This window comes from Serratia montpellierensis, assembly GCF_020858655.1.
Classification (GTDB): Bacteria; Pseudomonadota; Gammaproteobacteria; order Enterobacterales; family Enterobacteriaceae; genus Serratia; species Serratia montpellierensis.
This window is the reverse complement of sequence record NZ_VOSN01000010.1, coordinates 105,466-118,704: the sequence shown is the minus strand read 5'-3', so window position 1 is coordinate 118,704 and position 13,239 is coordinate 105,466. Positions and strand designations below refer to the sequence as shown.

The window sequence follows — 13,239 nt, the reverse complement described above, 5'->3', positions numbered from 1 at the left end:
GCGCCCTTGCAGAGTCACGCCAATCGATTATTTATTCTTTTTCTCGTTCAACGCGCGGATGCGTGAAGACAGAGAGAACAGGCGGATAAAGCCGCCCGCGTGGCTGTGATCGTAAACTTCGTCTTCGCCGAAGGTGGCGAACTCTTCGGAGTACAGGCTGTTGGCGGATTTCTTCTGGGTCGCCGTCACCTGACCTTTGTACAGCTGCAACACCACTTCGCCGTTCACCTCTTCCGCCAGCGCTTCGGCAGAGGCCTGCAGCGAACGGCGCAGCGGCGCAAACCAGCGGCCGTCGTACACCACATAAGACATTTCCAGGCCCAGCTGCTCGCGCCATTTGAAGCTGTCGCGATCCAGCACCAGCTGCTCGACGGCGCGCAGCGCCGCCACCATGATGGTGCCCCCTGGGGTTTCATAACAGCCGCGGGATTTGATGCCCACCAGGCGGTTTTCCACGATGTCGATACGGCCGACGCCGTGCTTGGCACCCAGCGCGTTCAGGGTTTCCAGGCACTGGTACGGCGACAGCGCTTTACCGTTAACCGCCACAACGCGGCCTTTCTCAACGGTAACGGTCACCTGCTCAGGCTGATCCGGCGCTTCCTGCGGATCGACGGTCCATACCCAGCAATCTTTGTTCGGCGCATTCCACGGGCTTTCCAGCACGCCGCCTTCGGTGGAGATGTGCCAGGCGTTTTCATCGCGGCTGTAGATCTTCTCCAACGATGCGGTGGTCGGGATGTTGCGCTCTTTCAGATAATCCAGCAGCGCTTCACGGGAACGCAGGTTCCACTCACGCCACGGCGCCACCACTTTCAGCTGCGGCGCCAGCGCGGTGTAGGTAGTCTCGAAGCGCACCTGGTCGTTGCCTTTGCCGGTCGCTCCGTGGCACAACGCGTCGGCGCCCACTTTCAACGCCAGCTCAACCTGCGCCTTGGCGATGATCGGCCGCGCCATCGACGTGCCCAGCAGGTAGCTGCCTTCGTACAGGGCGCCGGTCTGCAGTACCGGATAAACGTAATCGCGGATAAATTCTTCACGCAGATCGACCACGTGACATTCAGAGGCACCGGACTGCAGGGCTTTTTGCTCCACGCCTTCCAGATCGCTGCGCTCCTGACCGATGTCCGCCACAAACGCCACCACTTCACAGCCGCCGTAGTTCTCTTTCAGCCATGGAATGATGGCCGAGGTATCCAGGCCGCCGGAGTACGCCAGAACGATTTTTTTGATGCCTTGGTTTTGCATGATCTATTCCTTTCTAATTCTAAAATTAAGCGAGGATCCGGGTGCCAATCGACACGCCGTTAAACAAAGCAGGAAGCTGATCGGCATGGCGCCAGCTGGCGATATCCACCGGGCGGCCGAGGGTGCGAGCAGCGTCGAGCGCCGCATTCACCTTCACCACCATACCATCGGTGATGATGCCTTGCGCGATCAGTTGCTCCGCTTTTTGCGCCGTCATTTCCGCAATGCGTTGCCCCTTGCCATCGAGGATGCCGCTGACGTCCGACAGCAGGATAAGGTCCGCCCCCAGCGTCGCCGCCAGCGCCGTCGCCGCCTGATCGGCGTTCACGTTCATTAACTGCCCTTCGGCGGTGATGCCGATGGAGCTGACCACCGGCAGGTAGCCGGCACTCAGCAGGGTATTGATCAGCGCGGGCGAACCGGGCTGCGCGTTGCCGACGTGACCCAATGCCGGATCGAGCGGGGTCACGACCACGCTGCCGCCGTCCGCCAGGCTCAGGCCGACGGCGTTGATCTGATGTTTAATCGCCCACGCCAGCAGCGTTTTGTTGGCGGTGCCGGCCAGCGCGCCGGTGATGATGTCGATCTGATCGGCCGGCGTGACCCGCAGGCCATTCTTTTTCACCACCGGCAAGGCGAGCTGCTTCATCAGTTCGTCCACCACGCAGCCGCCACCGTGCACGATCACCAGCGGACGCTGATGCTGCTGGCGGTAGCTGTCCAGCGCGGTAAACAGACGCTCCAGCGCTTCTTCACTGTCTAATAACACGCCACCTAACTTGATAATTAACGGGTTCATTGCTGTTTACTCACGCTGGTTTAAAGGAGTGACTGGGTTTCCGGGAAGCCGAAACGGATATTCAGGCATTGCACCGCCTGCGCCGCCGCGCCTTTCAGCAGGTTGTCTTCCACCGCTACGGCGATCAGATGCTCGCCCTGTACCGCAAAACCGATGTCGCAGAACGGCAACCCCACCACCGCTTTCAGCGCCGGCACGCCCTGGTCGTACAACCGCACCAGCGGCTTGTCGTCATAGGCAGCATGATAGGCGGCCGCGACGTCCTGCGCGGTCACGCCGGCTTTCAGGAGGCAGGTGATGGTTTCAAGGATGCCGCGCGGGAAGTTGCCCAGGTGCGGCGTAAAGATAACCGGCACGCCCAGGTGCGCGGCGATCTCCGGCTGGTGCCGGTGAGTGAAAATACCGTACGGCTGCAGGCTCACTTCGCAGAAGCTGGTGGTCATGCTGGCCTTGCGACCGGCGCCGCTAACGCCGCTGGTGGCGTTGATCACCGGCCACTGGTCGAGGTTCAGCAGCTGTTTTTCGATTAACGGTTTCAGCGCCAGCTGCGCCGCCGTCGGGTAACAGCCCGGCACGGCAATCAGCTGCGCCTGTTTAATCTTGTCGCTCTGCCACTCCGCCAGGCCGTACACCGCCTGCTCCAGCAGGGTGCCATGCTGATGCTCGAAACCGTAATACTGGCTATAAAAACCGGCGTCCTGCACGCGGAAGGCGCCCGACAGATCGAACACCACGCAGCCCGCCGCCAGGAAGGCCGGTGCGATATCGTGGCTGACTTCATGGGCGGTGGCGAGGAACACCACGTCGATGCCCTGCGCCGCCTTGGCAACGTCGGTCAACGGTTGCAGCGGCAGATCGACGATGCCTTTCAACTGGGGATGGAGATCGGAAAGCAACTTTCCTGCATCTGCACTTTGCGCTGAAACCGCTAAAGCGGTTATGTTCATGTGTGGGTGGCGATTCAGGTAAGCCGTGAGCTCCGCTCCGGCGTAACCGCTGGCACCAACGATCAGCGTATTCAACATGTGGCCTTTCACCTTCTAAACTGACGTGCGGTCGCTTGCGACCCAGGTAACAGGGCTAGCCAGCGTTGTTGCGCCGTTCACCCACGGAGCCAGGCGTTGATGCTTTTATAAACATCCGGGTATCGGGTTCCCTTACGCGTCGGCTTACTGTATTTTTATTCAAAATAAATGCATGAATATTGATACTATCCTAACCAAAGGCTGTCAACAGTGAAGATGAAATTACCTCCATTTATTGAGCTGTACCGGGCGTTGATCGCCACTCCGTCAATCAGCGCCACCGATGCCGGCCTCGATCAGAGCAATGAGGCGTTAATCAACTTGCTGGCAGGATGGTTTGCCGACCTGGGCTTTCGCGTCGACGTACAGCCGGTGCCGGAATCGCGCCACAAATTCAACTTGCTGGCCAGCATCGGCGAGGGCAGCGGCGGCCTGCTGCTGGCGGGTCATACCGATACGGTGCCTTACGACGAGGGCCGCTGGACGCGCGATCCCTTCACCCTGACCGAGCATGACAACAAGCTCTACGGCCTGGGCACCGCCGACATGAAAGGCTTCTTCGCCTTTATTCTGGATGCGGTGCGCGATATCGACGCGAGCAAATTGACCAAGCCGCTGTACATTCTGGCCACCGCAGATGAAGAAACGACGATGGCCGGCGCACGTTATTTCGCCGCCTCCACCGCGATTCGGCCGGATTTCGCCATCATCGGCGAGCCAACCTCGCTCCAGCCGGTGCGTGCGCACAAGGGCCACATGGCCAACGCCATTCGCATCGTCGGCCAGTCCGGCCACTCCAGCGATCCGGCGCGCGGCGTCAACGCCATCGATCTGATGCACGAATCCATCGGCCGCCTGATGGAGCTGCGCAAAACCCTGCAGGAGCGCTACAACAACCCGGCGTTCGCCGTGCCTTATCCCACCATGAACTTCGGCCATATCAACGGCGGCGACGCGGCCAACCGCATCTGCGCCTGCTGCGAGCTGCACTTGGATATCCGCCCGCTGCCTGGCATGACGCTCGACAACATCAACGAACTGATGCATCAGGCATTGGAGCCGGTAAGTCAACGCTGGCCGGGCCGCCTGACCATCGAGGAGCTACACGCGTCGGTGCCGGGCTACGAATGCCCGACCGACCACCGCATGGTGGCGGTGATCGAGGAACTGCTGGGCACCCGCACGCAGGTGGTCAACTACTGCACCGAAGCGCCGTTCGTGCAGCAGGTTTGCCCGACGTTGGTGCTCGGCCCCGGTTCCATCGATCAGGCCCACCAGCCGGACGAATACATCGACACCGCGTTTATCGAACCGACGCGCAAACTGCTGGGCCAGCTGGTCAATCACTTTTGCCGGCAATAAACCCGACATTTAACAGGGGAAATGTTTTATGCTTTCCCCTAACTCAAAATAAGTAGAAAACGGCGAAATAAGCCGTGCTGATAACCGACGCGCCGTAATTAAATTTCAGAAAATGCGCCGATTTTGATGTTTTTTTGCTAAAAATAGTGTCAATTGACGATTGGACAGGAACGCGATGTGATCAGGCAGGCGGTCTGCGCCTGACGCGTGAAATTTATTTACAAGATAAAAATCATACAGAACTGGGTCAGGGGTTATATGAACGAACAATATTCGGCAATGCGCAGTAATGTCAGTATGCTCGGCAAATTGCTCGGCGATACCATCAAAGAAGCGCTGGGCGAGCATATTCTCGATCGCGTTGAGACCATCCGTAAGCTTTCCAAATCCTCACGCGCCGGCAACGAAGCGCATCGCCAGGAGCTGCTCTCCACCCTGCAGAACCTGTCCAACGACGAGCTGCTGCCGGTGGCGCGCGCCTTCAGCCAGTTCCTCAACCTGACTAACGTCGCCGAGCAGTACCACAGCATTTCGCCCAACGGCGAGGCCGCCAGCAACCCGGAAGCGCTGGCGCAGCTGTTCAGTCGCCTCAAAGACAAAAAGCTCAGCGACAAAGAGCTGCAGCACGCGGTGTCGCAACTCTCCATCGAGCTGGTGCTGACGGCGCACCCGACGGAGATCACCCGCCGCACCCTGATCCACAAACTGGTAGAGGTCAATACCTGCCTCAGCCAGCTCGATCACAACGATCTGGCCGACTACGAGCGCAACAAGATTATGCGCCGCCTGCGCCAGCTGGTGGCCCAGTCGTGGCACACCGATGAGATTCGCAAACATCGCCCTTCCCCGATCGACGAAGCCAAATGGGGCTTCGCGGTAGTGGAAAACAGTCTGTGGGAAGGCGTGCCGGCGTTCCTGCGCGAGTTCAATGAGCAGTTGGAAAATTCCATCAATTACAGCCTGCCGGCGGAAGCGGTGCCGGTGCGCTTCACCTCCTGGATGGGCGGCGACCGCGACGGCAACCCGAACGTGACCGCCGAAATTACCCGCCATGTGCTGCTGCTCAGCCGCTGGAAAGCCTGTGACCTGTTCACCCGCGATATTCAGGTGCTGGTCTCCGAGCTGTCGATGACCGAGTGTACCCCGGAGCTGCGCGCCCGCGCCGGCGGTGACGAGGTGCAGGAACCGTACCGCGAAATCATGAAGCAGCTGCGCAGCCAGCTGATGAGCTCCCAGGCCTATCTGGAAGGCCGCCTGAAAGGCGAGCGCGTGCTAAAACCGCACGACCTGTTGGTGAACAACGAGCAGCTGTGGGAACCGCTGTATGCCTGCTACCAGTCGCTGCAGGCCTGTGGCATGGGCATCATCGCCAACGGGCAACTGCTGGATACCCTGCGCCGCGTGCGCTGCTTCGGCGTGCCGCTGGTGCGCATCGACGTGCGCCAGGAAAGCACCCGCCATACCGAAGCCATCGCCGAGCTGACCCGCTACCTGGGACTGGGCGACTATGAAAGCTGGTCGGAAGCCGATAAGCAGGCGTTCCTGATCCGCGAACTGAATTCCAAACGCCCGCTGGTGCCGCTGAAATGGCAACCGAGCGCCGACACGCAGGAAGTGCTGGAAACCTGCCGAGTGATCGCCGAAGCGCCGCAGGGCTCGATCGCCGCCTACGTGATTTCGATGGCGCGCACGCCTTCCGACGTGCTGGCAGTGCACCTGCTGCTGAAAGAGGCCGGCTGCCCGTTCGCGCTGCCGGTCGCCCCGCTGTTCGAAACCCTCGACGATCTGAACAACGCCGACGACGTAATGACCCAGTTGCTGAATATCGACTGGTATCGCGGCTTCATCCAGGGCAAACAGATGGTGATGATCGGCTATTCCGACTCGGCGAAAGACGCCGGCGTGATGGCGGCTTCCTGGGCGCAGTACCGTGCGCAGGACGCGCTGATCAAAACCTGTGAAAAGGCCGGCGTAGCGCTGACGCTGTTCCACGGCCGCGGTGGCTCCATCGGCCGCGGCGGCGCACCGGCGCATGCGGCGCTGCTGTCTCAGCCGCCGGGCAGCCTGAAGGGCGGCCTGCGCGTCACCGAACAGGGCGAGATGATCCGCTTCAAGTTCGGCCTGCCGGAAGTCACCATCAGCAGCCTGGCGCTGTATGCCGGCGCGATCCTCGAGGCCAACCTGCTGCCGCCGCCGGAACCGAAGAAAGAATGGCGTGCATTGATGGACGACTTGTCCGAGACCTCCTGCCGGATGTATCGCGGCTACGTGCGTGAAAACCCGGACTTCGTGCCTTACTTCCGCGCGGCCACGCCGGAGCTGGAGCTGGGTAAACTGCCGCTGGGCTCACGCCCGGCCAAGCGCAAGCCGAACGGCGGCGTAGAGAGCCTGCGCGCCATTCCGTGGATCTTCGCCTGGACGCAGAACCGCCTGATGCTGCCGGCCTGGCTCGGCGCCGGTGCCGGATTGCAGGAAGCGGTGAAAGCCGGCAAACAGGCGGAGCTGGAGGCGATGTGTCGCGACTGGCCGTTCTTCTCCACCCGCATCGCCATGCTGGAAATGGTGTTCGCCAAGGCCGACCTGTGGCTGGCGGAATACTACGATCAGCGCCTGGTGGATAAAGCGCTGTGGCCGCTGGGCCAACAGCTGCGCGATCAGCTGGAAAGCGACATCAAGGTGGTGCTGACCATCGCCAACGATGCGCACCTGATGGAAGACCTGCCGTGGATCGCCGAATCCATCGCGCTGCGCAACGTTTATACCGACCCGCTGAACGTTTTGCAGGCTGAACTACTGCACCGTTCGCGTCAGCAGGAGCAGCCAGACGCCCGCGTCGAGCAGGCGCTGATGGTCACCATCGCCGGCGTCGCCGCCGGGATGCGCAACACCGGCTAGTGAGCCTAATCGCGGCCCCGTTTATCGGGGCCGTTTTTTTATGCCTTTCCCCCACAAAAAAAGGGCGCCGCGGTAAAGCGACGCCCTTTTTCAATGGAACAAGCCTGTCAGGCGGCGGCCACCGGGCGCACGCCCAGCGTGTGGCAGATCGCGTAGCTCATCTCTGCACGGTTCAGCGTATAGAAGTGGAAATCTTTCACCCCTTCGCGGCTGAGGATCTTCACCATGTCCATGGCGATGTTGGCGCCGACCATTTTGCGGGTCTCCGCATCGTCGTCCAGCCCTTCGAACATACTGGTCATCCAGCTTGGCACCCGCACGTTGGTCATGGTGGCGAAGCGCTGCAGCTGCTTGAAGTTGGACACCGGCAGAATGCCCGGCACGATTTCCACGTCGATACCAGCGGCGACGCAGCGGTCGCGGAAGCGCAGGTAGCTCTCAACGTCGAAGAAGAACTGGGTAATGGCGCGACTGGCGCCGGCATCGATCTTGCGTTTCAGGTTAATCAAATCGGCCTGGGCGCTCTTCGCCTCCGGGTGCACTTCCGGGTAGGCGGCGACGGAAATGTCAAAGTCGCCCACGTCTTTCAGCAACGCCACCAGATCGGTCGCGTACATTTCCGGCTTGCCGCCGCCCGGCGGCAGATCGCCGCGCAGCGCCACGATGTGACGGATGCCGCTGTTCCAGTAGTCAGTCGCGATGTCGCGCAGCTGCGCCGGGCTGGCGTCGATGCAGGTCAGGTGCGGCGCCGCCTCCAGGCCGGTGCGCTCCTTGATCCCCTTGATGATGCTGTGGGTGCGATCGCGCTCGCCGGAGTTGGCGCCGTAGGTGACAGAAACGAATTTAGGTTTGAGGATGCTCAGACGATCGATCGACTGCCACAGGGTCTCTTCCATCTCGCTGGTGCGTGGCGGGAAGAACTCGAATGATACGTTAATCTGGCCGTTCAACTCCGCCAGACTCTGATTCAGCGCTTCCCGCTGGTTTGCGTGGAAAAAACTCATACCCTGCTCACCTCTTTTCGATCACTGTTTTTATTTCATCTTGATGAGCGTCTATACGTTTAGACGTCTAGATAGAAAATGCCGCATGTTGGCTAAAGAGTCAACAGGAAAATGAGGGGAATAAGATGATTAATCCTCACCCGCTCAACGAGGAAATTTCATGACAGCGGCAAAGATAAGTATGGCAGGAAAAGCAAAGGGGCGCGGTGAACCCGCGCCCGCAGAGGATTAAAGCAGCTGCGCCAAACGGTTAAGGTCTGACTGGATCGCGCCGGCGGTCACGTCGCGGCCGGCGCCCGGCCCGCGGATCACCAGCGGATTATCGCGATACCAGCGGCTTTCGATGGCGAACACGTTGTCGCACGGCAGCAGAGAGGCCAGCGGATGCTCAGGACGCACCGCCTCCACGCCGACTCGCGCCTTGCCGTTGGCGTCGAAACGCGCCACGTGACGCAGCACCAGGCCCATTTCGCTGGCGGCCTCAAAGCGCTGCTGCATCTGCTGGTTCAACGCCTCGCCGTTCTCGAAGAACTGATCGACGGAGCCCAGCTCGCAGCCCGCCGGCACCAGCGACTCGACCCGCACCTGGTTCGGTTCGATGTCGTAGCCCGCTTCGCGCGCCAGGATCACCAGCTTGCGCATCACGTCCTGGCCGGAGAGATCGACCCGCGGATCCGGTTCGGTCAGCCCCTGTTGCCAAGCCTGATCCACCAGCTCGGTGAACGGCACCGTGCCGTCATACTGCAAGAACAGCCAGGAAAGCGTGCCGGAGAAGATGCCGCTGATCGCCAAAATGCTGTCGCCGCTGTCGCGCAGATCGCGCACCGTATGGTTGACCGGCAGCCCGGCGCCGACGGTGGCGTTATACAGCCAGTGGCGGCCGGTTTTGGCGAAGGCGTCGCGAATTTGGCGATAGGTATCGCTGCACGAGGCGCCCGCCAGCTTGTTGGCGCTGATCACGTGGAAACCGTGGCTGGCGAAATCCAGATACTGCCCGGCCAGCTCTTCGCTGGCGGTCACATCAAGCACCACCAGATCGTCGAACGGGTGCGCACGCATCCACAGGAACAGCGACTCTTCGTCGAGTTCCTGCGCCTCGTCCTCAAAGAACGCCAATGCACGGCTGGCGTCCAACCCGTCGTAGTTCAGCAGGCTGCGGCGGCTGTCCACCACCCCCGCCAGGATAAATTCGAAACCGCTGCGCGCGGAGATATTGGTCTGCTCACGGGCGAACAGCTCCAGCCAGCGCGACCCGATGTTGCCCTTGCCGAACAGCACCAGACCGATGCGCTTCTCGGCGCGGAACAGGCTTTGGTGCAGCCCCTGAATCAGCAGCGCAGTCGGCCCCTGGCGCAATACCGCCACCAGGCTGATGCCATCTTCCGCCTGCCAGATAAATTCGACCGGCTGATCTTTCAGTTGCTGATAGAAACGGTGGCTGTGCAGCGGGTTCTTGCATACCCCGGCGCCGACCATCGCCACCAGCGCCAACCCTTCGCGCAGGTGCAGTTCACCCGGCAGCGCCGAGGCCTGCAGGATCGCCAGTGCGCTGTTGACCACCTCGGAGGTGTAGCACAGCTGCACCCGATTGCGGTCAGGATGGATGCCTACCGCCAGCGGTTGGATCTGCGCGCGTTTGAGCACCAGATCCAACTCTTTCTGCGCCAGTTTGAAGTCATGCTGAGCGGCGACGTGCAGCTCAATCAGGCACACGTCATCGTGGCTGGTGACAATCTTGGCGCCGGTGCCGGACGCCAATACGCGCTCGATGCGCGTCGAGCCCTGCTCCGGCTGGTAGCTGCAGCGCAGCTGAAGATCGATATCGCTGCCGGAGACCGGCTGCAGGGTGCGGGTATGCAATACCGGTGCCGCCAGGCGTGCCAGCTCGCTGGCTTCGTCCAGGCGCAGCAGCGGCAACAGGCAGGCGTCTTTCACCTTGCGCGGGTCGGCGCTGTATACCCCGGCCACGTCGCTCCAGATGGTGACGCGCGCAGCGCCGGCCAACGCGCCGACCTGAGTGGCAGAGTAATCACTGCCGTTGCGCCCCAACAGCACGGTTTCCCCGGCGTCGTTGCGCGAAATGAAGCCGGTCACCACCAGGCGCTTGCCCGGATGTTGAGCCAACAATTGCTGCAGCAGCGGATAAGAACGGCCTTCATCCACCTGCGGCTGCGCGGCGCGTTCGGCGCGCAGGAAATCACGCGCATCCAGCCAGGCCGCCTGCATATCCAGGTGGTTGAGCACCGCCGCCATCAGGCGCGCCGACCAGATCTCGCCGTGCCCGACCACTTCGGCATAGCACACCTCGTCAGCTTTACCGTCCAGCAGCACCGCCAGACGTTCCAGATCCTGAATGAACTCGGCGATCAGCGGCTCGGCGCTTTCCGGCGGCAGCAGGCCACCGATAAGATCGCTATGATAACGACGCAACGTCTGCTGCACCTGGTGCGCAGACAGGCGATCGCTCTGGCTGAGCTTCAGCCAGTTGATCAACTGGTTGGTGGTACTGCCGGCGGCCGATACCACCATCATGTCGCCCGGCTGGCTGTATTCCGCCATGATCCCGGCCACACGCAGATAACACTTCACATCCGCCAGACTGCTGCCGCCAAACTTGTGCAGTTGACGCCCGCTCACCGGCCCTGCTACAGCAATTGCATTCATGCTTACCTCGTTGCCGCCGCCTGGAAAGCGCGTTCCAGATCGGCAATCAAATCTTCACTGTCTTCAATACCCACGGAAATGCGCAGCAGGCTCTCAGAGATGCCGGCCGCTGCCCGCGCCTCCGCCGCCATGCCGGCGTGGGTCATGGTCGCTGCATGCGAGATCAGGCTTTCTACGCCGCCCAGCGATTCTGCCAGAGTAAACAGCTCAAGGGCAGAGAGAAAACGGCGCAGCACCGCTTCATCGCCGTCCAGTTCAAAACTCAGCATCGCGCCGAAGCCGCGCTGCTGCCGGCGGGCGATCTCATGCCCCGGATTTTCCGGCAGAGAGGGATGATACAGCTTTTTCACCAGCGGTTGCTGCTGTAAATAGCCGACAATCGCTTCGGCGTTTTGCTGTGCCGCCTTGATACGCGGCGACAGTGTGCGCATGCCGCGCAGCAGCAAATAGCTGTCGAACGCACCGCCGGTCACACCGATATTGTTCGCCCACCAGGCCAATTCGACCGCCAGCTCGGGATCTTTGGCAATCACCGCGCCGGCCACCACGTCCGAATGCCCATTCAGGTATTTGGTGCAAGAATGAACCACCAGATCGGCACCGAGTTCGATCGGCTGTTGCAGGGCCGGGCTGAGGAAAGTGTTGTCCACCACCGTCAAGGCGCCCGCCGCGTGTGCGGCGGCGCAGATCGCCGCAATGTCCACCACCCGCAGCAGCGGATTGCTGGGGCTTTCAATCAGCACCAGCTTCGGCTTTTGCGCCAGCGCCTGCTGCAGGGCGGCTTCATTACCCTGATCGACGAACAGCACGCGATAGGCGCCGCGCTTGCTCAGGCTGTCGAACAACCGATAGCTGCCGCCGTAGCAGTCGTGCGGCGCCACCAGCAGATCGCCGGGCTTCAGCAGCACGGTGGTCACCAGATGGATCGCCGACATCCCGCTGCCGGTCATCACCGCGCCGGCGCCGCCTTCCAGCTCCGCCAACGCGCGTTGCACCACGTCGCGCGTCGGATTGCCGCGGCGCGAGTAATCATGGGCTCGGGGTTGATTGAAGTCGGTAAAGTTATAGGTGCTGGACAGATGAATCGGCGGGACAACGCAGCCATACTGTTCGTCGTCGTTCAGGCCGCTGCGTACGGCAATCGTGGCTGGTTTACGCGTCATGGGCTCGCTCGGCTCTCGGTTCGGTGAATGAGGCCTAAAGAGTAATCGCAGGATTGATAGACGTCAATACATCTGGACATCTAAACTTCTCTGCGTATAGATTGAGCAATGGCACAATACCCGCTAAAATTATGCCGATATGACATGACGATAAGATGTTAAGCCACAATGTCCGGCCGAGGCGGGGCATTCAGTGACCCTGGTCGCGTAAAATTGACATTTATTTAGTGAGAACAGTGAAGATCGGGCATAATTGGCCGGTTTTTAGAATTTTGTAATTTTTCTGACAAAGTTAAGGTGTCCCATGGCTGAGTGGAACGGCGAGTATGTCAGCCCTTACGCTGAACACGGTAAAAAAAGCGAGCAAGTCAAAAAGATCACGGTATCCATTCCGCTGAAGGTCCTGAAAATCCTCACCGACGAACGGACCCGTCGCCAGGTGAACAACCTGCGCCACGCCACCAACAGCGAACTGCTGTGCGAAGCGTTTCTGCATGCCTTTACCGGCCAGCCGCTGCCGAACGATGAAGACCTGCGCAAAGAGCGCAGCGATGAAATCCCGGAAGCCGCAAAAGTGTTGATGCGCGAACTGGGTGTCGATCCCGATACCTGGGAATATTGAGAACCGCCCGGCGAACGCCGGCGGCAGAAACGAAAAAAGGCGCCAAAGGCGCCTTTTTCATCGGACGATAAGAAATCTTATTTCTTAGCGCCTGGTACGCTGAAACGCTTGTTGAAGCGGTCAACGCGGCCACCGGTAGCAACGTCACGCTGCTTGCCAGTGTAGAACGGGTGGCATGCGCCACAAACGTCCAGGTTCAGATCGTGGCCCACGGTGGAGCGGATCTTCATCACGTTACCGCAAGAGCAGTTAGCAGTAACTTCTTCGTATTTTGGGTGGATACCTTGTTTCATGGGAAACCTCAGTTAAGGCCGTGTCGCTATCCAGCCCTGTTTCGCCAGACACCACACGTGGTTGATAATAGAATTTTGGTATCGAATTATACCAAAGGCGGCAAATTATACAGCATTAGCCGAGGCGCGCAATCGGAACCGTACATTTGCCGATGCGCCGTGTA

10 protein-coding genes are annotated in these 13,239 nt (G+C 60.5%); 3 read left to right on the top strand and 7 right to left on the bottom strand.

Features of this window, described 5'->3' with window-relative positions; all coding sequences use genetic code 11:
- Nucleotides 1-27 precede the first annotated feature (27 nt).
- From FUU19_RS11270 to argC, 3 genes are read right to left on the bottom strand one after another with little or no spacing between them, the layout of a single operon-like run.
- Nucleotides 28-1,248: an argininosuccinate synthase gene (locus tag FUU19_RS11270; RefSeq protein WP_019452247.1), complete on the bottom strand. Its 1,221-nt coding sequence runs from the start codon at nucleotides 1,246-1,248 to the stop codon at nucleotides 28-30.
- Between the two features lie 25 nt (nucleotides 1,249-1,273).
- Entirely contained in the window at nucleotides 1,274-2,047 is a 774-nt protein-coding gene (argB, locus tag FUU19_RS11265) for an acetylglutamate kinase (protein WP_141971963.1), read from the bottom strand.
- A gap of 20 nt (nucleotides 2,048-2,067) precedes the next feature.
- Nucleotides 2,068-3,072, bottom strand: a complete 1,005-nt coding sequence (argC, locus tag FUU19_RS11260; protein WP_230489713.1) for an N-acetyl-gamma-glutamyl-phosphate reductase — start codon at nucleotides 3,070-3,072, stop codon at nucleotides 2,068-2,070.
- 216 nt (nucleotides 3,073-3,288) lie between these two features.
- Between argC and argE the strand changes: the two genes are divergently transcribed.
- Entirely contained in the window at nucleotides 3,289-4,434 is a 1,146-nt protein-coding gene (gene argE / locus FUU19_RS11255) for an acetylornithine deacetylase (protein WP_170853162.1), read from the top strand.
- Between the two features lie 258 nt (nucleotides 4,435-4,692).
- On the top strand, nucleotides 4,693-7,329 hold the full coding sequence (gene ppc / locus FUU19_RS11250) for a phosphoenolpyruvate carboxylase (RefSeq protein WP_141971959.1): 2,637 nt from the start codon (nucleotides 4,693-4,695) through the stop codon (nucleotides 7,327-7,329).
- Nucleotides 7,330-7,436: 107 nt separating this feature from the next.
- Here ppc and metF read toward each other — a convergent pair whose 3' ends face one another.
- From metF to metB, 3 genes are all read right to left on the bottom strand, one after another.
- Nucleotides 7,437-8,333 carry a methylenetetrahydrofolate reductase gene (metF, locus tag FUU19_RS11245; RefSeq protein WP_033645217.1) on the bottom strand — a complete coding sequence of 299 codons (897 nt, stop codon included), beginning with the start codon at nucleotides 8,331-8,333 and terminating at the stop codon, nucleotides 7,437-7,439.
- Nucleotides 8,334-8,561: 228 nt separating this feature from the next.
- Entirely contained in the window at nucleotides 8,562-10,997 is a 2,436-nt protein-coding gene (locus FUU19_RS11240) for a bifunctional aspartate kinase/homoserine dehydrogenase II (protein WP_230507125.1), read from the bottom strand.
- Between the two features lie 2 nt (nucleotides 10,998-10,999).
- Nucleotides 11,000-12,160: a cystathionine gamma-synthase gene (gene metB, locus FUU19_RS11235; protein ID WP_025304659.1), complete on the bottom strand. Its 1,161-nt coding sequence runs from the start codon at nucleotides 12,158-12,160 to the stop codon at nucleotides 11,000-11,002.
- A 304-nt stretch (nucleotides 12,161-12,464) separates the two neighbouring features.
- Here metB and metJ point away from each other — a divergent pair, with 304 nt between their 5' ends.
- Nucleotides 12,465-12,782, top strand: coding sequence for a met regulon transcriptional regulator MetJ (metJ, locus tag FUU19_RS11230; protein WP_006317756.1), 318 nt, complete (start codon nucleotides 12,465-12,467; stop codon nucleotides 12,780-12,782).
- 77 nt (nucleotides 12,783-12,859) lie between these two features.
- Here the strand turns inward: metJ and rpmE are convergent, their stop codons facing one another.
- Entirely contained in the window at nucleotides 12,860-13,075 is a 216-nt protein-coding gene (gene rpmE, locus FUU19_RS11225; protein ID WP_004931078.1) for a 50S ribosomal protein L31, read from the bottom strand.
- Nucleotides 13,076-13,239: the final 164 nt, after the last annotated feature.

Excerpts from the sequence above, each read along its gene's own strand:
- FUU19_RS11270 (WP_019452247.1), bottom strand. The coding sequence starts at position 1,248 with ATGCAAAACCAAGGCATCAAAAAAATCGTTCTGGCGTACTCCGGCGGC.
- argB (WP_141971963.1), bottom strand. The coding sequence starts at position 2,047 with ATGAACCCGTTAATTATCAAGTTAGGTGGCGTGTTATTAGACAGTGAA.
- argC (WP_230489713.1), bottom strand. The coding sequence starts at position 3,072 with ATGTTGAATACGCTGATCGTTGGTGCCAGCGGTTACGCCGGAGCGGAG.
- argE (WP_170853162.1), top strand. The coding sequence starts at position 3,289 with ATGAAATTACCTCCATTTATTGAGCTGTACCGGGCGTTGATCGCCACT.
- ppc (WP_141971959.1), top strand. The coding sequence starts at position 4,693 with ATGAACGAACAATATTCGGCAATGCGCAGTAATGTCAGTATGCTCGGC.
- metF (WP_033645217.1), bottom strand. The coding sequence starts at position 8,333 with ATGAGTTTTTTCCACGCAAACCAGCGGGAAGCGCTGAATCAGAGTCTG.
- FUU19_RS11240 (WP_230507125.1), bottom strand. The coding sequence starts at position 10,997 with ATGAATGCAATTGCTGTAGCAGGGCCGGTGAGCGGGCGTCAACTGCAC.
- metB (WP_025304659.1), bottom strand. The coding sequence starts at position 12,160 with ATGACGCGTAAACCAGCCACGATTGCCGTACGCAGCGGCCTGAACGAC.
- metJ (WP_006317756.1), top strand. The coding sequence starts at position 12,465 with ATGGCTGAGTGGAACGGCGAGTATGTCAGCCCTTACGCTGAACACGGT.
- rpmE (WP_004931078.1), bottom strand. The coding sequence starts at position 13,075 with ATGAAACAAGGTATCCACCCAAAATACGAAGAAGTTACTGCTAACTGC.